At 56.9% G+C, this 23,116-nt stretch carries 16 protein-coding genes; 5 read left to right on the top strand and 11 right to left on the bottom strand.

The genetic code is table 11. The annotated features are described in order from the left end of the window. Nucleotides 1-55 precede the first annotated feature (55 nt). The 11 genes from C6Y32_RS13140 to C6Y32_RS13090 form a co-directional block, all read right to left on the bottom strand. Nucleotides 56-1,357 (bottom strand): RNA-binding domain-containing protein, encoded by a 1,302-nt coding sequence (locus tag C6Y32_RS13140; RefSeq protein WP_105205718.1) that lies wholly within the window; start codon nt 1,355-1,357, stop codon nt 56-58. Nucleotides 1,358-1,690: 333 nt separating this feature from the next. Beyond that, nucleotides 1,691-2,593: a hypothetical protein gene (locus C6Y32_RS13135; RefSeq protein ID WP_105205717.1), complete on the bottom strand. Its 903-nt coding sequence runs from the start codon at nt 2,591-2,593 to the stop codon at nt 1,691-1,693. A gap of 2 nt (nt 2,594-2,595) precedes the next feature. After that, complete coding sequence (locus tag C6Y32_RS13130; protein ID WP_105205716.1) at nt 2,596-3,666, bottom strand: DUF3991 domain-containing protein; 1,071 nt, start codon at nt 3,664-3,666, stop codon at nt 2,596-2,598. Nucleotides 3,667-3,692: 26 nt separating this feature from the next. Continuing rightward, nucleotides 3,693-4,280: a hypothetical protein gene (locus tag C6Y32_RS13125; RefSeq protein ID WP_243562763.1), complete on the bottom strand. Its 588-nt coding sequence runs from the start codon at nt 4,278-4,280 to the stop codon at nt 3,693-3,695. After that, the gene (locus C6Y32_RS13120) at nt 4,267-5,160 is read right to left on the bottom strand and encodes a hypothetical protein (RefSeq protein ID WP_105205715.1); all 894 of its coding nucleotides are present in this window, start codon (nt 5,158-5,160) and stop codon (nt 4,267-4,269) included. Before C6Y32_RS13120 ends, C6Y32_RS13125 begins: the two co-directional genes overlap by 14 nt. A gap of 155 nt (nt 5,161-5,315) precedes the next feature. Next, the gene (locus C6Y32_RS13115) at nt 5,316-6,410 is read right to left on the bottom strand and encodes a hypothetical protein (RefSeq protein ID WP_105205714.1); all 1,095 of its coding nucleotides are present in this window, start codon (nt 6,408-6,410) and stop codon (nt 5,316-5,318) included. A gap of 20 nt (nt 6,411-6,430) precedes the next feature. Further along, nucleotides 6,431-13,717: a GNAT family N-acetyltransferase gene (locus C6Y32_RS13110; protein ID WP_105205780.1), complete on the bottom strand. Its 7,287-nt coding sequence runs from the start codon at nt 13,715-13,717 to the stop codon at nt 6,431-6,433. After that, nucleotides 13,714-14,037 (bottom strand): TnpV protein, encoded by a 324-nt coding sequence (locus C6Y32_RS13105; RefSeq protein WP_243562774.1) that lies wholly within the window; start codon nt 14,035-14,037, stop codon nt 13,714-13,716. Before C6Y32_RS13105 ends, C6Y32_RS13110 begins: the two co-directional genes overlap by 4 nt. A gap of 825 nt (nt 14,038-14,862) precedes the next feature. Beyond that, complete coding sequence (locus C6Y32_RS13100; protein WP_105205713.1) at nt 14,863-15,891, bottom strand: ParB N-terminal domain-containing protein; 1,029 nt, start codon at nt 15,889-15,891, stop codon at nt 14,863-14,865. Further along, nucleotides 15,884-16,657, bottom strand: a complete 774-nt coding sequence (locus C6Y32_RS13095; protein WP_105205712.1) for a ParA family protein — start codon at nt 16,655-16,657, stop codon at nt 15,884-15,886. The genes C6Y32_RS13100 and C6Y32_RS13095 overlap by 8 nt, the downstream gene beginning before the upstream one ends. A gap of 77 nt (nt 16,658-16,734) precedes the next feature. Beyond that, nucleotides 16,735-17,601 (bottom strand): nucleoside hydrolase, encoded by an 867-nt coding sequence (locus C6Y32_RS13090; protein WP_105205711.1) that lies wholly within the window; start codon nt 17,599-17,601, stop codon nt 16,735-16,737. A 413-nt stretch (nt 17,602-18,014) separates the two neighbouring features. Between C6Y32_RS13090 and C6Y32_RS13085 the strand changes: the two genes are divergently transcribed. From C6Y32_RS13085 to C6Y32_RS13065, 5 genes are all read left to right on the top strand, one after another. Beyond that, nucleotides 18,015-18,851 carry a sigma-E processing peptidase SpoIIGA gene (locus C6Y32_RS13085; RefSeq protein WP_164998284.1) on the top strand — a complete coding sequence of 279 codons (837 nt, stop codon included), beginning with the start codon at nt 18,015-18,017 and terminating at the stop codon, nt 18,849-18,851. A 160-nt stretch (nt 18,852-19,011) separates the two neighbouring features. Next, the gene (gene sigE, locus C6Y32_RS13080; protein WP_105205709.1) at nt 19,012-19,704 is read left to right on the top strand and encodes an RNA polymerase sporulation sigma factor SigE; all 693 of its coding nucleotides are present in this window, start codon (nt 19,012-19,014) and stop codon (nt 19,702-19,704) included. Nucleotides 19,705-19,956: 252 nt separating this feature from the next. Beyond that, entirely contained in the window at nt 19,957-21,750 is a 1,794-nt protein-coding gene (locus C6Y32_RS13075; protein ID WP_164998283.1) for a glycerophosphodiester phosphodiesterase family protein, read from the top strand. A 28-nt stretch (nt 21,751-21,778) separates the two neighbouring features. Continuing rightward, nucleotides 21,779-22,573 carry a threonine/serine exporter family protein gene (locus C6Y32_RS13070; RefSeq protein ID WP_105205707.1) on the top strand — a complete coding sequence of 265 codons (795 nt, stop codon included), beginning with the start codon at nt 21,779-21,781 and terminating at the stop codon, nt 22,571-22,573. Continuing rightward, nucleotides 22,574-23,038, top strand: a complete 465-nt coding sequence (locus C6Y32_RS13065) for a threonine/serine exporter family protein (RefSeq protein ID WP_105205706.1) — start codon at nt 22,574-22,576, stop codon at nt 23,036-23,038. The last annotated feature ends 78 nt before the right edge of the window (nt 23,039-23,116 follow it).

Below are 23,116 nucleotides of genomic sequence, written 5' to 3'. Positions count from 1 at the left end.
CAAGCCTCCTTCCATACAGAAAAGGCGCCGGTTCATCCGGCGCCCTTCTCGTTGATTACGGCAATTTGTACTTGGTGTTTTTTCCTTGGCCTGTCTGCACAATCAGATTCTTTTGGATCATCTTGCTTAACAGACGACCAGCGGCAGTTTGATTCATATCCACGGTGGCCTCTGCTTCTTTGCGGGTAATAGAACCGTTCTTCTTAATGAACTCCAGCACCAACCGTTCCGCTTCGTTGTCCGCACTTACCAGGGGAAAAGAACCAGCACCCTCATTCAAATTTGGCAACACGATTTTGAACGCATTGTCTGTTGCTTCAATGAGTGGCTTTTTATCGCTGTTTTCATAGGCGCCCATGATTTTTTTCATGCCGGTTCCATACGCTTCAATCAATTCCAGACGGTAGAATACATTTGCCAATTTAGGATTCCGGCAAACGGACAGCCCAATCATAATGTCGTTCAGCGAAACGCCCGCAGGCAGACCTCCAATCGAAGTAAACTCAATCCGATCATCATACACACTGATAAGTGTACTTGCACTGAAAGAGTAGTCCCGGTGTACCAGAGAATTGAGCAGAGCTTCACGAATTGCAACTTCTGGATAATCCCGTGTGTCAATCCTCCGCAGCTTATCAAAGGTGGAGCGCACCTGATTTCGACGGTCGATATATTCGTAGACCTCGCTCATCTGCTGAAGGAGAGAGCCAGTAAACTCCTGCCGGTCCCGGAAGATATTTTGGTCGGTTCCCTCAAACACAGCCGCTTTCACGGTATGGGTACATTGCTCTGATAAGAGCAACCCTAAATTGGTATAGATACCATCTGTGCTGAGAAGTCCAAGCGTTTGCATCTGGGGCACCCCAAATGCAATATTCCGCGCTTCAAACTCCTTTGCTGCTGCCTGAAAGGTCAAATTCTGCTCCAGAGATCGCATGGCTTCAAAACTGTCACCATCCGTATCTTTTATCATCCTGCGGATTGCTGTGGTCGTTGCGGGGACAGACGAAGTCCCTTGCCGCACATATACACCCTCCGGCCGCAGTCCCTTTTTTGCCAGATAGTACGGCCGCTCTGTGCCGCGCTGAATCTCAACGGCGACGATTTGTTTCCTATCCACAACCTTTGTGTCATAGCGGACGAACATCGTGACATCCGGCTTGATACTGTCACGCACCATGTTGGAAATCTGCTGTGTCACTGTATCAGGACTATCAACACCCACAATACTGCCATCATCAGCAACCCCTACATACAGCGTCCCGCCCGCGCTGTTCGCAAAAGCTATGATTTCCTTCTTTATATCTTCCACAACAATCTCTTTTAATTCAATGGTTTCACTTTCCTGAAAAGTCATATCTTCATCTCCCTGAAATTATTCTACTCATATTCTAACGATTCTAACCATTCTTGTCAACACGAATGATTAGAAGTGACAAGAACCGAAAAGAACGGGGAGAATATGACTTTTATTTTGCGGTGTGACAAAAATCACACCAAAATCAAAAAATCATACCTTGTAAAATTCTCAAAAACCCGTTGAAAGCACGGCTTTCAAGCAGTCGGCCCGCCGTCAGGTATGACGGCTATTCCTGCCTTAACCGGGAAATCGCAGGCGGGGCCTGCGGTTTCCCGGCTGCGGGGCGCCCCGGCGGGGCGGTCAGTACGGATGAAAAGAGAAGTGAGAGAGTCAGCGGTCCAGTTCGTCCTCTGGTTCCTCGGCGGGTTCCCAATCCGTGAAGATCTCCGCCATGATCTGCTCCTTGTCCCCACGGGTGGAGCTGCCCTGCGTCTCATAATCCCGCAGAGCGTTCATCCGCTCCGGGATGGTGAAGAACGCAAAGCGCCCATCCTTCATTCGTGTCAAAAGCCGCATTTCACAGCCAGATGTAGGGTCCATACCGCTCATCAGTTCTTCCAGCGTCCCTATCTTTTCCGCCGCTTCACGGACAATGGAGCGGAACATATCGGACGGTATCTCCACATTCCAGACAGAGTAATCATCGCGTCCGTGGCAGGTGATGGTCTGGATGGCTGTGCAGGGGGCGCCAGCGAACTTCTCCAGAGCGGAGGACAACAGCGCCTCGGTTTCCGGCTCAAAATAGCCGCACAGATCCAATTCCACCGAATTTGCAACGGCTGCGGCCTCTTTCTCGGTCAGCACGATGTCCACATTATTTCTTTCATAGGAAAAGCCTCGTCCATTCAGCATTAGGGAACACTCGGCAGCGATGCGGAACATTCGGAAATAATCGTCCGCCGTTTCGCCCAGTGTCTTGCCTGTGGCGAATGATTGAAAATACCGTTTGCCATCGCCGTCTCGACAGGCCAGGGAAATATCCAGGTAGATTCCCTCACTGGAGCCGAAATTCGGGATGCAAAGGGCTTCCTCAAATTCAGGAAGTTCGCCGGTCAATCCCTCATACTTGCCGGAAAATGAAAAGTATTCATCTGGGAGAAGTCCGTGAGCCTCCAAATGCGTTTTCAGCTTATCAAAGGTTTCCTTGGCGTCAGCCATACCGATGTGTTTAACCCGGTGGTTCTCATCCGGTTCACTCCATCGGTCCAGTTCAAAGGTCTGTATCTTTGCCATAATCAAGCCTCCATTTCCTGTTCATCTTCGCTTTCAGGTTCTTCAGCGGCGTCCCTGTTAAACTCCGCCTCCAGCTCCGCCATACGCAGGCGGTCTAAATCCTCCACGGAGCGGCCTTTCCGCCGCTCCACTAGATCGGTGTTAAAATCATTCAGATGGGGAAGATGGACGGCGCACTGAAATCCCCTCCCGGTATATTCCCGCACCCACTTGGCCGCCGTAAGCTGCCCCCAATTCCGAAACTGCCCGTCCTTGTCACGGGCCAGATAGTCGTTGTCCACCGCAAATACCAGCCGCCTGATCTGGGGATGACCCTCCAGATAGCGGTCAATAGCCCCGTTCCACAGGCAGCCGGTGGAGATACGGTGATCCTCCGTCCAGTCCCGCCCATAAAAGTCAGCGGCGATGGACGCATGGCTCATCAGGTCGATAGGGGCTTCGGTGACGATCAGCAGGTCGCTTGTTCCCTCATGGAAAAAGGGGTAACTTTTATCAGAGCCGGTCGCGTCCATCTTGAATGAGCTGTTTTCTCTGGCCGCCCGCATGGAGCAGTACCGGGGCGTTCCCTCGGCGTCATAACCCACAAACACGCAGTTGCCGTACTTTTTCTCCTGATAGATCATCTTCCGATTCATAAAATGGCTGACGATTTGTGGACTGATCCCTCGGATGGACATCAGATACCAATAGGCCCGCTTCATATTGTCCGCCTTTTCAGGCAGCACCAGCGGCCCGCGCTCCTTCTTCTCATAGGGCGTTACCTGTCGGGCTTCCGCCGCATATTCCTTGCCGATCAGCTTGCCCACCGCCTCCGGGAAGGACAGGTTTTCCTCCCGCATGACAAAATCAATGGCTCCGCCCTTGATACCGTCATCCGGCCCCGTCCACTGGAAAAAGCGGTTGTTCTCCGGGAAGATATACAGACCGCCGCTGTGCTTCATGTGGACGGCCTTGCGGCCTGCCTTTTCCGGCTCATAGCCATATCCACGGGCAAGAGAGAGAATGTCCACACTGTTTGCCTGCTGTATCTCGTCCTCGGTGAATTTATGATACGCGGCGGCGCTTCTTCGCATAAAATCACCGCCTTCCTGACTGTGTATTATAGTTCTTCATCACAATCTTCCTCATAATCATCCTCCGCCTCATAGTCCGTTTCGTCCTCGTAGAACTCATCCAGTTCAAACCCAGCGTGGGAAATCTCCTCGTTGCTCATGCCGAGTTCTTCTCTCAAATACTGGTACAAATCCCATCCGGCATAGTTCCGGGCTGCCCAAGACAGCGCCTTATCCAGAATCAAACGGGTGCGGTCAGCGCCCAGGTTCTCCAGAGAACCGCTGCGGATGGCATTGAACTCACGCTCAGACAGGTTCAGCAGCCGGTAGGCTTTCTCAAGCCGCGGCTCCTTTGCACAGTCTGTGAGCATCAGATTCTTCGTCTGCTCCACAAAGCCATAGTCCAGATCGCTGTACCGAATATCACCGGCACGGCAGGCGGCCCGGAACTGTTCAAAGCCCTTCATGTTGCTGAAGCCCCGGTAGTCCATTGTACCGCCGAGGATTTGGGCGCCGATGATGGTATGCAGCATTTCTTCATCCGTAGTGGCGGCCACGATTCGCATGGAGCTTCGCTCCTTACTCAAGGTGCAGCCATACAGCACATACACGGTCAAGGAATCATCCGGCTTCACAATCCAATCCCTCCGTTTCTTCCCGTAATTCTTCCAGATACTCGTCAATGTCCAGCTCCTCATAGCGGAACTGGAGCAGTTCCACGATAGCCGGATCGCAGTCCTCCGGCAGATAGCTTTTTACATCGTCCTGCACATCCCGTATCTCGCCCAGGAAGCCCCAGCAGCTATCCACCTCCACATCTTCCCGGAATAGCTGGAACCCGTAGCACTGGCCGGTCAGGAAATAGTCGTAGGACTTCACTTCACCTTCCAGCACTTGGCGGGCCTTCTCCATAGTTTCAGGCGTTACCTTGCCGTACTCCGCTTCAATCCTTCGCTTGTCTGCATAAATCCATCCTACCTGACCGGAATCCCACGGGCAGGAAAAGCCGGTGGTGTTCATGGTGATGCCCGAATGGTCGTAGAGATAGAGGGGCAGGATCACCATGCCCTCCATCTGCTCCACCAACGAAAACAGTTCGCCGGTGGAGAGAGCGGAGAGGCAGTCATCCAGAAACCAATCCGGCACATCATCTTTCAGCGAGGCGACATAGCTGGACGATACATACCAGTCACTCTCGGCAGTCCAGTGCTGGTTCTCCAGCAGCTCCCACTCCCTTGTGGAGCGGTTATACTCCAACTTGGCATCCTTGGCCTTACCAGATTTGAGAAACGCAAAAACCGGATTGTCCCGGTCATGGCTGCTGGAATATTCAGAAAACAGCAAATCCTTCAAGAAATCACGGGGTTCCTCAAAATCGTGCTTTTCACCCAGAGAGTAGCGCCCATGCCAGCAGACCATTTTCCCCAGGCAGTCGTAGTCCTCACGGGGATTCGGGGGCATATCGTCATCCACGATAAATAGGGTGTAGGGTGCCCTTGTTGCCGCAAGCGGCATGATGCCTCACCTCCTTGGTCGCAGGAACCGCCTCACCGGATCGCGTCTCGGTAATGCCGGTACCAGGCAAAATAGAAAAAGCCGCCAACCACGGCGGCAGCGGCGGAAATACCTACAATTACTTTTTTCATGCGAACTCCTTTCCAAAAATAGGTTTACAGTTCCATATCCTGCTCGTCCTCGTCCGCAGCGGCGGGGGCCTCTGGGCTGGCCTCACCCTGTTCTTCAAACTGCTGCTTGGTCTGAATTGCCGCTGACAGCTTCGGGAGCAGTTCAAACATTTTCGTACTGTCACGGCTTTTTCTATAATAACGGTAGTCCCACTGTCCGCTTTCCGGGGAATAGCGGATGCTGTGCAGCGCATTGATGATCCAGCCCTGTGTTTTCAGGGGGACTGGAATCTCATGCTCCCGGAAAAGCTGCATAATCAGGGCCTTGCCGTTGACCTCCCGGTTCACCACCTCCTTTCCCGCCAGAATATCCTTCTCCGCCTCCCGGATAGCGGCATCATAGCGGGCCTGCTGTTCCTGTTCACGCTGGCGCCTCTCTGCTTCACGCTCTGTCGCCCATCGTTCTTCCCGCTGCCTGCGCTCTGCTTCTAATGGAATATTGTGCCGTTTTGCCTCATAGTACCGTCCCAGCAGATTGGCAAAGCCCAGGTCTGCCCACCGTTTCGGATCGCCCATACTCTCATTGAAAACCCGTTCAATCTCACCCCGGATGCCATGCTCCAGCGTGGACAGCCATTTCAGAATTTCTTCCAATCGGTGCCGCTGGTCGATACCCACCATGAAGCCATCGCAGGGAACATAAACAGTCTGGAAGAACTCCCGTTTCTTTTCCATCGTGTAGAGTTCAATACCATTCTCATTGTAGAAGCGGTAATAGTAATGCTTGCTGCCCATCAGGTCTTTGGCAAACACCCGGTTTTCATCCTTTTCCTTTGGCGAGAAGATGTCCTTTTTCTTTTCATCTGGCCGGGTGTAGCGGGGAGACAGGCCGGTACGCTCCAAACTGTCTGCAATCAGCTTTTGCACCTTTTCCAGTCCGCCATGTTTTCCAATAACAGAAGCTATATCCGTTGCCTGCTTCAAGGGACAGAATTGCAGGCCCGTCCTGCCCTCATAGACGGCGCCCTTGTACTGAAACAGGTCCAGGCCGAAATCGTTGTGGAACGGCTTGGCCTCTCGCACAGGGGAGAAGGCGCCCTCCCGGAAGATGTAGCAGACAGTGGAATGTTTTTCACTCATTCAAACGCCCTCCCGCCATTTTACTGTTCGATGCCGGTAGCCGCATGAACGGAGATACCGGCCGCAGCTTTCCCGCCGTCTGTCTGCGGATTGTCCTCATCTAAAACCACCTCGCTTTCCTGTCCCTGCAAAGACTCGAACTCCAGCTTTGTGTTGATCTCCGTCAGGGTAGCAGCCTTTTCGGACAGTTCTTCCTCATAAATAAAAGGCTGGCCCATCTGCTGACGGGCAGCCTCCAACTGCTTTTGCACTTCTTCCAAATCCTGCTGTGCCTCTGTCAGATAAGAGGGGATACGCTCTGCAAGGTTCTCTATGCGGGTGATCGTTCCCTGACTGGAATAACTAATATCTGTACTGTACCGGGAAGCCCCTCGCAGGACGATCCCCTGAGAAAGCGGGTGAAGGTTGAGGCAGAGCTTGAATCCACGGTAAGAACCAATTTCAAACTCAAAGTCATCCTTTGCGCGGTTTTCACTGATCGTGCGGTAAAGCAGGGCAAACGCATCGCCCGCCGCTGGGCGCTCTGTGTACTGCTTCCCATCCAGCATGATAGAGAAGTCCCCGCCCTTGGATTGCTCCAGCAGAGCTATGTCCTGACCGATCTGCTCAATTTGGCGCTGATACTGTTTAATATGATTGGGATAGGTCGTGTTCACCTTCCGTTCCAAAGAAAGCTGCTCGTTGCTCCACGCACCCCGCAGGATTTTCAGCTCTGTCACCCGGTTTTCCAGTTCCATCTTTTGTGCCAGCATGGGATTATCCGTGGCGGCCGCCTTAAACTGCGCGGCGGAAAGCACCGTTTCATCCACATCCTCACAGGACCGGGCGATGCTCCTGCCGGTGAGAATTTGCTTGATATACCGCAATTTTTGTTCCTGAATCTGCCAGAGGTAGGCGTCAAAGGTGCCCTTTGTCACAAACTGCTTTATCATGACCTCCGGGTTCTCGTTGCCCTGCCGGACCCCGCGTCCATCCCGCTGGGTAATATCGGAGGGCCGCCAGGGACAATCCAGATGATTGATCGCAATTACCTTGTCCTGCACATTCACGCCGGTTCCCAGCTTATTGGTGCTGCCCAGCAAGATGCGGACTTCACCCTTACAGGTGCGCTCAAACAACGCCTGCCTCTGGACCTCGGTCGCGGCGTCGTGGATAAAGGCGATCTGGGATTCCGGTACGCCCTTTTCGATCAGCACCCGCTTAAATTCATCATATACATTGAAACGCCCCGCCTTGGGCGTACCCACATCACAGAAAATGAGCTGGGTGGAGGATGCCTCGGCGGTGTCCGCCCAAACCTGATACACCTCGTCAATGCAGATGTTCAGCTTGCTTCCTGTACCGTCCGCCGTGGGGACGATCATGCGGGGGTCAATCGCCATCATGCGGGCCTCGCTGGTCAGCTTCAGCATATTATCTTCTTCCGGCCTTACACGGCCAGCGCGGATTGCGTCCGCCCGCAGGATAAACTCCGCCATGATCGCCCTTTGCGCGGGTGTGGCCTCTGTGGGAATGATCTGCGCCTTTCCGCCCTGAATGGCTGGCAGACCGGGAATATCAAGCATATCCGCCGTTTTGATGTCCGCAACCTCTCTGAGAACCGACATCAGTTCCGGCAGGTTGTAGAACCGCACAAAGCGGTCCCGCATCCGGTAGCCGCCACCCTCCGGTCGCAGCTCAAGCACGGAAGTCCGCTTGGCGAAGTGGGCGATCCAGGTATCGAAATAGGACCAGCCGAACCGCTCCAACTCCTGCGGCTGTAAATACCGCTGCATGACAAACAGTTCGGAGATGGAATTGCTTATCATCGTCCCCGTTGCAAACACCACGCCGCGCCCGTTGTTGACCTCCTGCAAATACTGGCATTTCAGAAGCATATCAAAAGCCCGCTGGCTGGAGGAGGTGGTGATACCCGCCACATTCCGCAGCTTTGTGAACACAAAGCAGTTTTTATAAAAATGCGCCTCATCCACAAACATCATATCCACGCCGAGCTGTTCAAAGGTTAAAAGGTCGTCCTTCTTTTCCTCGGCAGACAGCTTTTCCAATTTGGTTTCCAGATTCTCACGGAAAATCGCCATCTGCTTGATGCTCCAGTTTTCACCCTTTTCATACTTCATTTCGCTGATTGCGGCCTCAATCTCATTGATTTGCTGTTCCAACTGCATGATCTGCCGCTCTCTTGAAATAGGGATTTTTTCAAACTGACTGTGCGCCAGAATCACCGCGTCATATTCTCCGGTGGCGATTTTGGAAACATAGCGGTTCCGGTTCTTGGGGGTGAAGTCCTCCACCGTGGACACCAGCAGATTGGCATTGGGGAAAAAGCGGTAAAATTCCATCGCCCACTGCCCCACAAGAGGATTGGGGACCACAAACACCGCCTTGTGGATTGCCCCCAGGTTCTTCAGGTACATCCCTGCGGCAATCAGCGCGGCGGTTTTCCCGGCGCCCACCTCATGGGCCGCAAGCCCTGTGCCGGTGTAAATGACACGGGCAACAAAGTCAAGCTGGTGCTTCCGCAGCTTCATCTCGGAGTTCATGCCGGGGATCACCAGATGGCTCCCATCGTATTCACGGGGCCGGACGGTGTTGAAGGTATCGTTATACAGTTTGAGCAGAGCGTCCCGCCGCTCCGGTTCCCTCCATATCCAGGAGGCGAAGGCTTCCTGAATCTGCTGCTGTTTGGCGCGGGCGATCATGGTTTCCTTTGGGTTGATAACATAACGGACTGCCTTATCGCCCCTGTCATTGGTATATTCCTGCCGGTCACGGACGGTCGTGGACTGCATATTCAGGCAGTCCTCCAGTATCTCATAAGCATTTTTACGGCTTGTGCCGAGCGTCTGATTGACCGTCACGGAATCGGATTCGGAGTTTTTATTGCTGATTCGCCAAGTGGTGGTATAGGGAAAATACTCAATATCAATTCGGTGCCGGTTATCCCCGCCGTCAATCACTTTGGCATAGCCGCTGGTCTGGAAGGTTTCATACATGAATTGGCGGTAATACTCAACCGGCACCCAGATGGCGCCCAGATTCACCTCAATATCGGCAGGGGTCAGAGGCTCCGGCTGAACCGCCTCCAGCGCCTCCACATTCCGGGCGAACAGTTCCGGTTCTTCCGCCGCCTTCTGCCTTGCGTAAAGTAGCTTGTCCCGCACATGGCCGCTCAGATATTCCTCTGCCAGCTCCCAGCCCTCATCCGGGTTCCCATAGTATTTCTGCGGATTGAGATAAATGCGGTCGCCCAGCTCTGCCACCAACTCGCCCTGTTCTTTCCCGGTCAGGAAGGACATATAGGAGAGGTCTACCCGCAGCTTGCGGTTCAGGCAGATATGCAGGGCGTCCTCGGCGGTGTCGGCGTGATTGACCTCACGGAATGGCCGGATGGTCGCCTTATGGAAGATGGCCGACTTGTCCCAGCCGCTTTTGTCCTTGCGCTCGTCCTCAATGGAGCGCAGCAGGGGGAATTGATCGTCATCGGAAAAGGCGAGGATATTGCCCTTGCTGTTGATGGCTCCATATTGGGCGGTAAAGCGGTCATAGACCTGATTGAGTTTATCCTGCGCTTTGCGGAGGTCCAGAGGGTCATACTCATGGGACTGGATGCTGATGACCTCCAGCAGCGCGGTACGGATTTCGCATAGGCCCTTGATACGGGCCGCCTTCATGCCGGTGTAGGGCTGGGGGATCAGCTTGTTCTTCTCGCAGTAGTAGATTTCGCCGTCCTTCACCAAAAAGGTAAAATTCCGGGTCCCTTCGGGAGCGTCCTCATAATCGGTCGGCTGTTCTTCCTCCGCTTTCTCCAGTGGCTCCACATCCGGTTCCGCGCTGAAACGGGCGTACAGGCTTTCCACCGCGCCGGAGAGATGTTCATACAGGTCGAAACCCTCCGGCGCAATACAGGCCGTGCCATCCTCGCTGCCGTACATATTCCGGCTGCTCTCCATCTTGCCCATGAGCATTTCCGGGTGATCCATGAAGTAGCGGTTGTAGGGAATCCATTTTCCCCGTTCCATGTCTGTCTGTATCCACGATGGGGTGTTTGCCCGGTCAAGCTGCATGGGGGCCGCCCTCTTTTTCAAAAAGACAATATCCGCGGTCACTTCGGTTCCCGCCAGCATTTTGAACGCCGTATTGGGCAGGCGGATGGCGCCGATGAACTCTGTCCGCCGTGCGATATATTCCCGCAGACTCTCGTCCTTCCGGTCCAGGATGCCCTTGCTGGTGATAAAGGCGATGATGCCGCCCGGCTTGGCAAGGTCTAGGGATTTGATGAAAAAGTAGTCGTGGATATAGGGATTCAGCTCATTGTAGCGGCGGTCGTAGATTTTGACACTGTTGAAGGGGATGTTGCCCAGGATCACATCAAAGCTGTTGTCCTCAAACTTGACCGCCTCATAGCCCATAACGGAAATATCCGCCTCTGGATAGAGCTGCTTTGCAATACGCCCGGTGATGGAGTCCAGTTCCACGCCGTACAGTTTGGTTCCCTGATACTGCTCCGGCAGCACAGAATAGAAATTGCCGGTTCCCATGCCGGGGTCAAGAATCCTGCGGTCTGGGCCGCCCTCAAACCCGAACCGTTCCAAAGCGCGGTACATATAGCGGATCAGCTCCGGCTCGGTGTAGTAGGCGGTGATGGTGGAGCGCATGGCTGCCTTATATTCTTCCTCGGTCAACAGGGCCTTTAACTCCTGATATTCATTTTCCCACCCGGCCGCTTTATCGGAAAAAGCGTTGGCAAGACCGCCCCAGCCCACATATCGGGCAAGGGTGATCTGTTCCTCCGAGGTGGCCGTCCTCTGCTCCGCCTCAATCTGCTTCAAGGTCTTGATCGCCAGGATGTTGTTTTTATATTTGGTCTTGGCGCCTCCGGGATAGAGGTCATAGTCCGTGGAAAAGCGGAAGTTGCGGGGGATGAACGGTTCCGGCCGGGGATTGGCTGGCGGTTCAGGGTCCGCCTTTTCCTCCGGTTGTGTGGGCGGCACACCCTCCATGCGGACAAAGGCCCGCACAGGCCGAAGCTCGTCCAGTTCCTTTTCCAGCCGGTATTGAATGTCCTCTAAATCATCCATATCAGCGGCTTCCGCTGGGGAGAGGATGCCGCCGCCCTCCATCCGCTGCACATAGCCATCGTACAAGCGGGTAATGTCCTCCAGATCAGTCTTGACCTTTTGATATTCCGGGTTGGGTTGTTCGTCCACCACCGCCCGGTAGAGGGCGGAACCGTCCTCCGTCAGATAGCCCCACTCGATTTCTTCATCGGGATACTGTCCTTGCAGATAACGGAGCATTTGAGTGGCGATCCCCTGACGGCGGTAATCCTCCAGCACCTCGATCATGCTGATATGGGGCCGTTCCTCGAAAATGCTGTACCGCAGGGTGCCCACTGTCAGTTCCCCACGGACGGCCTGCATGAGCATATCAATCTGACCGCTGTGGGCGCCCAGCGCCTCATCCAGTATCCGGGTTTCCTCTGGCTGCTCCGGGGCTGCCATGCGGCGGGCGTAAGCGTCGATGGTTTCTGGGGAGAGCCAATCCGGTTTTTCCGGCAGTTGAGCGTACAGCTCCCGCATTTTGGCGATCTGCGCCTCCACACTGCCCGCCCACAGGTGCTTTTCCGCCCGCTGCCCTTCACCCAGAAAATACTCGCAGTCAGCACACAGACGGTCTAACAGACGGTATTCGGCGCTGAACGGCTGCGTCTCATCCTTCTGCTCCGGCTCGCTGACGGCAGGGGCCTCCAGATAGCGCCCCTCATCCACCAGGCGTTGAACAATACCGGCAGCCTGCGGCCAGGACAGCTTGGTTTCATGTGGTCCGCCTTGTGTATCTTCCCATTCGATTGTGATACCGTCACCATTGAATAGAGAGTATTTCACACCCAGTTCCTCACTGGAAAAGCCCTCATATCCATATAACTGTTTTAGGAAAGTAACAAAGGCCGAACCTGTGGGGTGAGTCAGGGCAAAGTGATAAATCTGCTCTTTTTTACCTTCGGTGAGCGGACCTTTCTGCAAGACGCGCTCAATCAGCAGATCTTCCGAGCTTCTTTCAGGAGGCGAGGCCAGGAGGGAAAGCTGCTCCGGTTCTTCGGCTTCTGCGGCCGGAGCTGCTTCGGGGGCTGGCCGCAGCTCCACATCCACTTCCTCATCATTGACCAGCATAGTAGCGCGTACCGGCTCATAGTCCTGACTGGCGATGTTGTTCAGCCAGGTAGCGAAGAACTGGCCGAACCCGGCGATCTTCTTTTCCTGCGCTGGGTCTGCGGGGTCAGCCTCCTGATACACGCCGATGCCGCTGTTTTCATAGCTGAACGCCCGCAGGGTCCCGGCCTCCGTGTCAATCAGGAAGTCCATATAGGGGTCATACATTCGGTCGCCATTCTGCATATAGTAATGTTCCATGCAGTAGTGATCGCCGTATTTGTGGTGGATTACCAGGGGATCATAGGCGTCCCCAGCCTCCAGGCGCAGAGATTCATACTGGCCGGATACGATCTCCGGGAACAGCTTTTGAAAACGCCGGAAGTTCTTGTGGGCGGTCGTGCTGCCTTGGGGCGGTGTTGGAACCGGCTGTGGCATTTGAACAGGGGGCTGTGTATTGTCTGTGGCCGCAGCATCGGGTGCCTCACCGGAAGGAAGCTGCTGGGTTGGGGGATGATCTTCATGGGAAGTTTCACTTGTCCCGGTAGGCGGTGCTTGTGGCGGAACTGGCTCTTGATCGGATTCTCCAGCTTCATAGGCGACGGCGCCCAGAACATAGTCATAATCGGCCTGCCTGATCTCCCTTTGTGGGGCGCCGCCCATTTCTTCTACTTCAGCCGGGATATTGTAGTCCCCAATAGGGTCAGGTTCTTCCTCCGCAGTTATATCTGGGTAAGCGCCCGCTTCGATCAGGGCGTCCAGCAGATTGGCAAGGCTGGGCCAGGGGAAGTAGGTGTAGCCATCATCAAAATAAAAGGAAATGCCGTCCTCTCCACGGAGCTTTGTGCGGTACAGCACCTCGCCCTGAAACTCCCGGTCCCCATAGGCCGAGAACAGGCCGCAGACCTCCCGGCCTTTTTCCGTCCAGTTGTAGTCTGTAACGCCATCCGCCAACACCTCCCGCACCGCTTGATGGAGTTCAGGGGGATAGAGGTCGGTGCTGGTCAGGATATGCTCATAGTGGCGGCGGACTTCTTCATCAGAAAAGTGATGTTCAACCTTCGGGGAAGCAGAAAGAGAGCCGTCCTGTGCGGGCGGCTCTCCTTCATGCTCCGCGCCTTGCGGCGCCTCGGTATGCGGTTGTTCTTCGGTCAGCGGGGGATCAGCACGATAGTCTGGAGTACCGTTTCCTCCGCCATCAGTTTCAGATTGTTCAGGTGGCGTGTTCGCTCCAGAATATCCTCGGTCTGCGGCATCGGCTCCTGCTGAAGCATCTGCTGGGTCAGGGCCTCGATCTTCTCCGTGGCCTCGTTCTGTACCCGGTGCATGACCTCCATCAGACTGCCATCCATTTTCAAAATCGTATATCGCTCCGGCTGGTTGTCCTTGAGATATTCCAGCGCCATCCGCCCGTACCGGCCCAGGGTCCTGTCTGCCTCGCTGCTGTTGGAGATTTGCAGGTCGGGGAGAAACATCCCGTCCTGTTCTTTGTAATTCAGATTGATGTTCGGCTTGCTCATGTTGCACCTTCCTTTCCCGATTGATGATCCTGATGTTCCGTTCCATCTCCAAAAGCACCGCTTTTGAAATGGAGGTGACTGCCATACCCAGATGGGCAACCAGTGGAACCGTATTAAAATGGCTGACTGTCGCCATCCCATCGCCCATGCGGATCGCCTCATCTGGCAAGTGACACTTTTTGCCGATGAAATAGGAAACGCTGTCGCTCAAAAGTTGGATATACTGCGCTTCAAAGCCGCCAGCCGGTATTTCCTCAAACAGATGGTTTTTGGTTTCCTGCCGAAGCCCCTGCAAATAATGCTCGTAGTTGTCATTGACGGCCTCACGCGCCAGGGCGTACAAGAGGTCTGGGAACGGCTGTGTCTGAAACCCATGTGAGAAGGTAAGCCGTTCCCCCAGAGCCTTTTGCATCTCATCGGAAAGCTGCCAGTTGGTGGGATGAATCTCCCTGCCCACAGTTTGACTTATATCAAAGAGATAGTCAAGCGTAAGACGGGCGTTGCTGTAAACGCAGACGGCAATCCCTTTTGGCCGGGAAATTAGATTCCGGCCCACGCCAGCCCACTGTTTTTTGGTGGCAAGGATGGTTACATCCTCGTCCTGCGCGTAGACCAGCAGAACATTGTCAAAGCTCTGCTTGTGGAACCGGGACGCAAAGGCAAGGTAATCCCGCCAGTTCCTCTCGCTGCGGACGATATAGGGGGCCATGACCTCATAAATTGTCCGCAGGCGTTCATCGTTTCTCAATAGGCTCCTCCTTCCTGTGGTGGTTTTCCAGTTTAGACGGCTGCGGTCTCTTTCCGGGCAAAGTAGAGGGCAAGGGCCTCGTCTACAATGCTGTCAAACTCCTTCTGGCTGATGCTGGCAGTAAAGTATTTCTTGTAAATCGCCGGTTTGACTTTGAACGCCGCAGCCGTGGATTTCTTGGGCTTCCGATTAAACTCGCCGGAGAGGATTTGTTCCGCCCGTTCCGGGGTCAGCTTGCCGGTGTATTCCCGCAGCAGGACAGCTTTGCCCTCGTTGACCTTATACTCGCTTTCCGACAAAACGGCCTCCACCATCTGCTGTTCCTCTTGTTCCAGATAGGAGAGCTGAACCGCTGCCGCAATCGTAAATTCTCCATCGTCGATCCTGATTTTCAAGGCAACAGACAATTCATTGATGCGGAGATAATTCGCCACGGCACGGCCTTTCAGGTTGTACTCAGCCCCCACAACATCCCGGCTTTTGGACTTGTGGCAGTCAATGCCACAAGTCTTGTTTTCCCTGATTTCATCAGGGTTTCCCAGTCTTTTCAGTTCCTCAATAATATCGTTCCGGCGACCCTGACAAATCATCTTGGAGTAGCGCAGGGCCAGCACAGCCGCCTTTTCAGAGGGCAGCATTTCGGAGAAGGATCGTTGCAGGACATTGGTTTCAATAACATAGATCCAGGCGTCGTGATCCGAAAGATTTTCCTTTACGATACAGGGGAGTTCCCGGTGTGCGATAACGGCGGCGTTTTGCCGATTATGCCCTGCCAGCATTTCGTACTCAAATCCATTCTCATCCGGTTCAATCTTTCGGACAATGGCAGGGACCAAAACGCCATTCTCCGAAATACTCTCTACCAGATCGTTGAGCCGGTCGCCCTCATACAGCCGGAAGGGGTGCCCACGAAAACCACGGATGGCCTCCGGTGAGAGTATTTGGAAACCATTATTTGCGGGCTGGGCAGGCTTGTCCTCCGCTGCCGCCGTGTTCTCCACCTTCCGCGCAACCCCCAGAAGGTCGTCCAGAGAACGGATACGGGGATTGATGTTAGGCATACGCAAGCACCTCCTTTGCCAAATTCATATAGGCTGCGGCCGCGGGGCTTTTGGCGTCCAGCTCCATCACACTGAGTCCCTTGCTGTTTGCGGTCCCCACCTGAACGGTGGCTGGAATCTGACTCTCAAAAATGGGGAGGTGGCCGAACACGGAACGCACCTGTTCGCTGGTCTGGCGGTATAGGGTTGTCCGTTTACTGCATTTCGTGAACAGGATGCCAATGATCTCCACCTTTGGATTCAAATTTTGCTTGATTTTGGAGATCGTTTCCGTCAACTCCTTCAAGCCTACCAGAGCGAACAGCTCTGGGTCAATGGGAATGATGATCTCGTCCGCCGCAGTAAAGGCGTTGATGGTGAGCGAGCCGAGGGACGGGCCGGTGTCCACCAGGATGTAGTCATAATCCGCCCGGAGAGGCGCCAGCAGCTTGGAAAGGCAATCGTCCTTTCGCTCAATCAACAGGTTCACCTCTGCCACGGTCAGCGTCTTTTTGGATGGGAGCAGATCCACCTTGCCTATGTTTAGGATGTAGCTGCCCTTTTCCGGCAGAGCTTCATCCATGACTAATTTCATCATCAGGCTGGCCGCCGTTTCCTGCAAAGCGGTTGGCGCCACGCCAAAACTGATCGTCAGGTTGGTTTGGGGGTCGAAGTCCACCGCCAATACCTTTTTGCCCAGCTCCGCCAGGGAGTAGGCCAGATTCCGGGTGCTGCTGGTCTTTGCCACGCCCCCTTTCTGGTTTGCCATCACGATAATCTTACACACGGGTTCTCAACCTCCTGTTTTCAGTGGATTTACGCTGTTTCAGCGCATAAAAAAACTTGGACTAAACTCGCACTCCGTTATTGGAGTTCTGACTTTAGTCCAAGTATAGCTGTATCATCCACATAGGTGTGGTGTACCTCGGTGAGGATGGTGGGGTCGATGACCGCCAGCACGGCCAGCGGGTCGTGGATGGGGGCCTGGCCGTTGTGCTGGGTGGGGTCCCAGTTGTGGTAGGCCCAGATGCGCTTGGCGATGAACTTGGCGCACATCTCACCGGCTCTGGTGCCCAGCTTGGCCATCTGCTCGCACTCTTCATTGGTGATGTTGGCCCCCTGATGGGTGCTGTCGAGGGTACAGGCGGTGACCTTTACACCGCTGGAAAAGACGATCTTGGCCGCCTCGGGGTCGGCCCAGATGTTCATCTCGGCCACCGGCGAGCGGTTGCCGAACTTGTAGCCGCCGCCCATGAGCACGATCTCCTGGATCTTATCTTTGATGCGCGGCTCGATGCGCAGGGCCGTGGCGATGTTGGTGAGCGGGCCCACCGGCACCAGGGTAATGTCGCCGTCGGAATGCATGAGGCAGTCGACGATAAAGGAGACGGCGTTGAGATCCTGCTCTTTGATGGTGGGGGCGGGGATGTCGAGGTGATCGCCGTGCACGTCGCCGTCTTTGGGGCGGGAGCTCACATAGTAGGGCATACCGGGCTTGCGGCGGGGGTCCAGCGTGGCGGCGATGGGGTGTGCGCAGCCGCGGTATACCGGTACGTCGGCGCCCAGATACTCCACCACCTGCAGGGTGTTATAGGTGGTGTATTCCACATTGCGGTTGCCGTTGACGGTAGTGAGGGCGATGAGATCGATATCGGGCGAGTTGATGGCTGCGGCGATGGCCACGGCGTCGTCTGTACCGGTGTCTACGTCTAAGATGATCTTTCTGGGCATGTCTAGTACCTCCTGTTTTTGTTGTGGCCGCGGCAGAGACCGCCGGGCGCGATGGGTGTAAAAGGCGCTGCCGGGGCAAAAATCGCCCCCAAATGAGCGCAATACCCCCACTACACAGACCCCAGGGAGGGGCCCCTGCAGTGAGGGGTATCTCTTACTTATAGAGTATAGCAAAGTGGTGGGGAGAGAAAAAAGGACAATTGTCCCACCGGCGTATTTTCGTGTTTTGTGTACATTCTGCATGGAGAAAATGTGCAGGCTATATAAATCACACCGCCAATGATCGGCAGCCGCCGCCGGAACTGATTGCCACTATTTGACAAATGTCTAGCCTCGGGCGGTCTATCATCAGAAGTACCGAGAGCTGCTTTGAGCAGCTTTTAAATACTTTGAGCAGGAGAGGGGGAGATGCGGTGACGGTGTACGTGGACGTGTTGGTGGTGATAAACCTGGTGCTCAATTACCTGCTGTTGTCGGCCACCACCTACTTTACCCACCAGCCCACCAGCCGGCTGCGGCTGCTGGGGGCCAGCGCGCTGTCGGGGGTATTGTCGGTATTTATTCTGGTGCCGGGGCTCAATAGCCTGTGGCTGAAGGTGGCGCTGTGCTTGGCGACGGTGGTGTTGGGGCTGCCGTTTGCCGGCTGGCGGGGCCTGCTTAAAAATACGCTGTACTTTTTGGCGGTAAACTTTTTGTTTGCCGGGCTGATGGTGGGGCTGGAGATGGCTTTTTCGCCGGGCAAGCTGGCCTACATAAACGGCGTTTTGTACTTTGACCTGCCCATTACGGTGCTGGTGGCGCTGGCCGGCATCGCCTATCTGCTGGTGGAGTGCGTGAGCTTTTTGCTGGGGCGCTTTCAAAACCGTAAGGTGCGGGTGCGGGTACAAAAAGGATCAGCCAGCGCCCAGGGGACCGGCTTTGTGGATACCGGCAACAGCCTGCAGGACCCGTTTCGCATGGTGCCGGTGGTGCTGGCCGATCGCGCCAGCGTGGAGGACCTGCTGACCCCCGAGCAGCGCCGGTACCTGCAGCACCCCCGCGAAGAGAGCCCGGCCGGGCTGCTGCTCATTCCTTACCACACGGTGTCGGGCGGGGGGCTGCTGCCCATTTTTTACCCGGACAGCCTGCAGATATTTGAGGGCGATCAGTGTGTAAAACAGACCGACCGGGTGGCGGTGGGCATTGTGGGGCACGCTATAGGGCAGGAGGGGTGCAGCTTTTTGCTGAGCCCACAGATCGTGGCGCCGTGACAGAGAGACGATAGAGAGCGGCCGGACCGGCGGGCGCCCGCACAGAGAAAAGAGCGGCCCCGGCGGCGGATACCGGCGGCGGGGGCTGCGGGAGCGATGGGAGCGCACACGGTAAAAAACAGAGACCGGCCGTGTGAGATGAGAGCGAGGGAGGAAAAAGATGCATGCACTGATACGACTGCTGCAAAAGATATTTTTGGGCAGACATGTACACTACATAAACGGGCCGGAGGTGCTGCCGGCCCCGCTGCAAAAGAGCGAGGAAGGGCCGGTATTTGCCGCCCTGGAGCGGGGGGAGGAGTGGGCCCGCGAGAAGCTGATCGTCCACAACCTGCGGCTGGTGGTGTACATCGCCAAGAAGTTCGAGTCGACCGGGGTGGGGGTGGAGGACCTGATATCGATCGGGACCATCGGCCTGATCAAGGCGGTGGGCACCTTTAAGCCGGACAAAAATATCAAGCTGGCCACCTATGCCTCCCGCTGTATCGAGAACGAGATCCTGATGTTTTTGCGCAAGGCGTCGAACAAGCACCAGGATCTCTCGATCGACGAGCCGCTGAATGTGGACTGGGACGGCAACGAGCTGCTGCTCTCGGACATACTGGGCACCGAGCCCGACTGTGTGGGCCGCGGCATCGAGCAGGCCACCGAGCGGGGCGTGCTGGTGGAGGCGGTACAGCGGCTGCCGGAGCGGGAGCGCATCATCATGCAGATGCGCTTTGGGCTGGGCGGCTACAAGGAGCACACCCAAAAAGAGGTGGCGGCGATGATCGGCATCTCGCAGTCGTACATCTCGCGGCTGGAAAAGCGCATCATCAAGCGGTTGCGGGGAGAGCTGGAGAAGGTGATCTGATCGCGGGCGGTACAGGGCTGGGCGGCACACGGGGCCGCGCCGGCCCTGTTTTGGCGTGCCGAGCCGGCAGCAAAACCGACCGGCCCGCTGCAAAGAGGGGGGCCGGGTGGCGCGGCGGGCTTTAGCGGGGCGCCGGATGGGGCATATTGTGAGGGGGAGACCGGCGGGGACGGGCGGCGGAGGTGCCGTTTGACGGCCGGCGGCCCGATGCGCTACAATGGGCACACAGAAGTTGGGGGAGATGAGCGCGCTGTGAAGAGATCGTGGGCTGAGGCGCGGCAGGTGCTTTCGATCGCGCTGCGCGGCGGGAGCACGCTGCTGCTGTTTGAGGTGCTCTATAAGCTGCTGGGGTTTGCAGTGGTGCTGCCGGCCCTGAACGCGCTGCTGCGGCGGGCTATACGGGTATCGGGGCTCACCTTTTTGGGGCAGCAGACGCTGGGGCAGCTGCTGCACAGCCCGGCGGCGGTGGCCCTGCTGCTGGCGGCGGGGCTGCTGCTGGGGCTGTACCTGCTGTTTGAGATGGTATGGCAGCTGTGCTACTGCCAGGCCGGCTGGCAGCGGCAGCGCACCGCCGTGTGGAGCCTGTGCGGCCGGGCGGCGGTGCGCACCATGCGGCTGTTTTTGCCCCGCAACATCGGCATTTTGCTGGTGCTGCCGCTGTTTGCCCTGACTGCCTGGCCACTGGCCGGCGGGATACTGCCCCAGGTGCAGCTGCCGGAGTTCATCACCGATTTTATCTGGCAGAGCAAGGCGCTCACGGCGGCGTATATCGCGCTGGTGGCGCTGAGCTGCGCGCTGCTGTTTTTTTACCTGCTGGGGATGCCGGCCATGGTGCTGGGAGAGGAGCACTTTTTTTCCTCGATCAAGACCAGCTGGCGCCTGCTGCGGAGCAACATGCGCCGGGCACTGGGGCGCATACTGCTGACGACGGCGCTGTTTTGGCTGGCGGCCGGCGCGCTGTTGGCCGCGGCGGTAGGCGGGTTGGCGGCTTACACCAAGCTGCGCTACAGCGGCAGCGCCGCGCGCTATGCGTTTCGCAGCCTCTACGGCAGCGGGGCCAGCTTTGTGCGGGTGGCTCTGCCGGTGTTTGCCACGGTGGTGCTGGTGGCGGCGGTAGTGGCTTTTTACTACCGCTGTATGGGCGCCGAGCGGCCGCCCTACCGCCGCCCCCGCCGCCGCTGGTACGTGCTGGGCCGCCAGGCGGTGGCGGTGCTGTGCAGCTTGCTGGCGGTGGGGCTGTTTGGCGAGAGCGAGATGGCCGGTTACCTGCCCGCCCCGGCCGGGTACGACCCCTATATCGTGGCCCACCGGGCCGGCAGCCTGTTTGCCCCCGAGAACACGGTGGCCGCCCTGGACCGGGCGGTGGCCGACGGGGCGGACATGGCCGAGATCGACGTGCAGCAGACCGCCGACGGGGCGCTGGTGATCCTGCACGACACCAGCTTTGCCCGCACGGCGGGGGTGGACCGGCCGGTGTGGGCGGTGACCTGGGAGCAGGTGCAGCGCTACGACGCCGGCAGCTATTTTGGCGCCGAATACGCCGGCGAGCCGGTGCCCAGCTTGCCGCAGATGCTAAAGGCGGCCAAGGGGCGCATAGACTTGATGATCGAGCTCAAGAGCACCGGCCACGACCGGGAGCTGGTGGCCAGGACCATAGCGGCCATCAAAGACGCCGACATGATGCGGCAATGCGTTTTGGCCTCGATGGACCTGGACCTGCTCAGGCAGGTAAAGGAGCTGCAGCCGGGCTTGCCCACGGTGTACATCTCGGCTTTGCTGGTGGCCGACCGCTATGACATGCAGTGGATCGACGCCTTCAGCGTGGAGACCAGCATGCTGACCGGCGAGATGGTAGCTGCCGCCCACCTGGAACACAAGCGGGTGTTTGCCTGGACCACCAACTCGGAGGGGACGATACAAAAGGCTTTTTCCTGCGGGGCGGACGGCATCATCACCGACAACGTGCCCATGGCCCACTACACCCAGGACCTGCAGGGCAGAGACCTGCTGCTGGACGAGCTGACCCAGTGGCTATTTGGCAAATAGCGCCGCCGGAGAGAGGGGAAAAAGAGAGATGAGCCCAGATAGAGAGACACCGGCTGCCGACGCGCAGCCGCTTGTTGACCGGATGCTGTGTATCGGCGCGGGACTGCTGGAACACGGGGCCGAGGTGTACCGGGTGGAGGAGGCGCTGCGCCGGCTGGGGCGGGCGTACGGCGCCAGCGAGTTCTCGGCTTTTGTGATCCCGTCGGCGATCATTTTGACGCTGTCGCTGCCGGGGGCGCCATCGGTGAGCAAGATGCGCCAGACCAGAGTGGGCGACACCAACCTGGACCTGGTGGACCAGTATAACCAGCTGGTGCGCGACCTGTGCGCCGCGCCCGGCGATACGCGGCAGATAGACCGGCGGCTGGCGGCGATCGCGGCCCGGCCCGGTTACCCGCGCTGGCTGCAGATACTGGTGTACGGCACCGGCGCCGCCTCGTTTGCACTGTTTTTTGGCGGCAGCTGGCAGGACGCGGTGGTGGCCGGGCTGATCGGCGCGCTGCTGCGGGGTATGGGGATGGCGCTGCGGGGCATACGCCAAAACGCCTTTTTTGTAAACCTGCTGTGCGCGGCGGCGGGCTCGGCCATCGCCCAGCTGACGGCTGCCTGGCTGCCGGGGGCGGCGGCGGACAAGATCACCATCGGCATGCTGATGACGCTGGTGCCGGGCATCGTTTTCACCAATGCACTGCGCGACTTTATGGCCGGCGATGCGCTGGCGGGCACCATTAAGGTGACCGAGGCGCTGCTCATCGGCGCCGGTATCGCGGTGGGCGTTTCGGTGATGCTGGCGGTGCTGCAGCCGGTACTGGGGGTGGTGTAGATGGCGGATGTGTGGGCCTGCGTATTTGTGTTTGCCGCCTGCCTGAGCTTTGGGGTGGCTTTTTCGCTGCGGGGCAAAAAGATCCTGTTTGCCGCGCTGGGGGGCAGCCTGAGCTGGGCGGTGTACCTGGCGGTAGTGGGGCTTTTGCCCCAGGGAGATATTTTGGCCAACTTTGTGGCGGCAGCCGCAGTGACTTTATACAGTGAGCTGATGGCCCGCCGACACAAGACGCCGGCGTCGGTATACCTGGTGGTATCGTTTTTGCCGCTGGTGCCGGGCAGCGGCATCTACTATACCATGGAGTACGGGATGGCCGGAGACACCGCCGCCTTTTTGGCCACCGGCCTGCACACGGTGCAGGTGGCCGGAGCCATTGTGGTGGGCATTGTGGTGGCGGGCAGCTTTGTGCGGGTGTACTACCGGGTAAAGGAGCGGGTGCAGCGCGCATGGGCGGGCAGCCGGTAGCCCAGGGGCCCGGCGCGTTTTCAGGGGCCCGGCGGGCGTCCGCAGTGGCCGCGGCAGCGGGGCGATGGAGGCAGGACA

Origin of the sequence: Neobittarella massiliensis (ex Bilen et al. 2018) (genome assembly GCF_900289145.1) — a bacterium.
GTDB classification, from domain to species: Bacteria; Bacillota; Clostridia; order Oscillospirales; family Ruminococcaceae; genus Neobittarella; species Neobittarella massiliensis.
This window is presented reverse-complemented; position numbering and strand designations above follow the sequence as displayed.

Excerpts from the sequence above, each read along its gene's own strand:
- C6Y32_RS13065 (WP_105205706.1), top strand. The coding sequence starts at position 22,574 with ATGGCGGATGTGTGGGCCTGCGTATTTGTGTTTGCCGCCTGCCTGAGC.
- C6Y32_RS13130 (WP_105205716.1), bottom strand. The coding sequence starts at position 3,666 with ATGCGAAGAAGCGCCGCCGCGTATCATAAATTCACCGAGGACGAGATA.
- C6Y32_RS13115 (WP_105205714.1), bottom strand. The coding sequence starts at position 6,410 with ATGAGTGAAAAACATTCCACTGTCTGCTACATCTTCCGGGAGGGCGCC.
- C6Y32_RS13070 (WP_105205707.1), top strand. The coding sequence starts at position 21,779 with ATGAGCCCAGATAGAGAGACACCGGCTGCCGACGCGCAGCCGCTTGTT.
- C6Y32_RS13120 (WP_105205715.1), bottom strand. The coding sequence starts at position 5,160 with ATGCCGCTTGCGGCAACAAGGGCACCCTACACCCTATTTATCGTGGAT.
- C6Y32_RS13140 (WP_105205718.1), bottom strand. The coding sequence starts at position 1,357 with ATGACTTTTCAGGAAAGTGAAACCATTGAATTAAAAGAGATTGTTGTG.
- sigE (WP_105205709.1), top strand. The coding sequence starts at position 19,012 with ATGCATGCACTGATACGACTGCTGCAAAAGATATTTTTGGGCAGACAT.
- C6Y32_RS13100 (WP_105205713.1), bottom strand. The coding sequence starts at position 15,891 with ATGCCTAACATCAATCCCCGTATCCGTTCTCTGGACGACCTTCTGGGG.
- C6Y32_RS13090 (WP_105205711.1), bottom strand. The coding sequence starts at position 17,601 with ATGCCCAGAAAGATCATCTTAGACGTAGACACCGGTACAGACGACGCC.
- C6Y32_RS13105 (WP_243562774.1), bottom strand. The coding sequence starts at position 14,037 with ATGTTTCTCCCCGACCTGCAAATCTCCAACAGCAGCGAGGCAGACAGG.
- C6Y32_RS13135 (WP_105205717.1), bottom strand. The coding sequence starts at position 2,593 with ATGGCAAAGATACAGACCTTTGAACTGGACCGATGGAGTGAACCGGAT.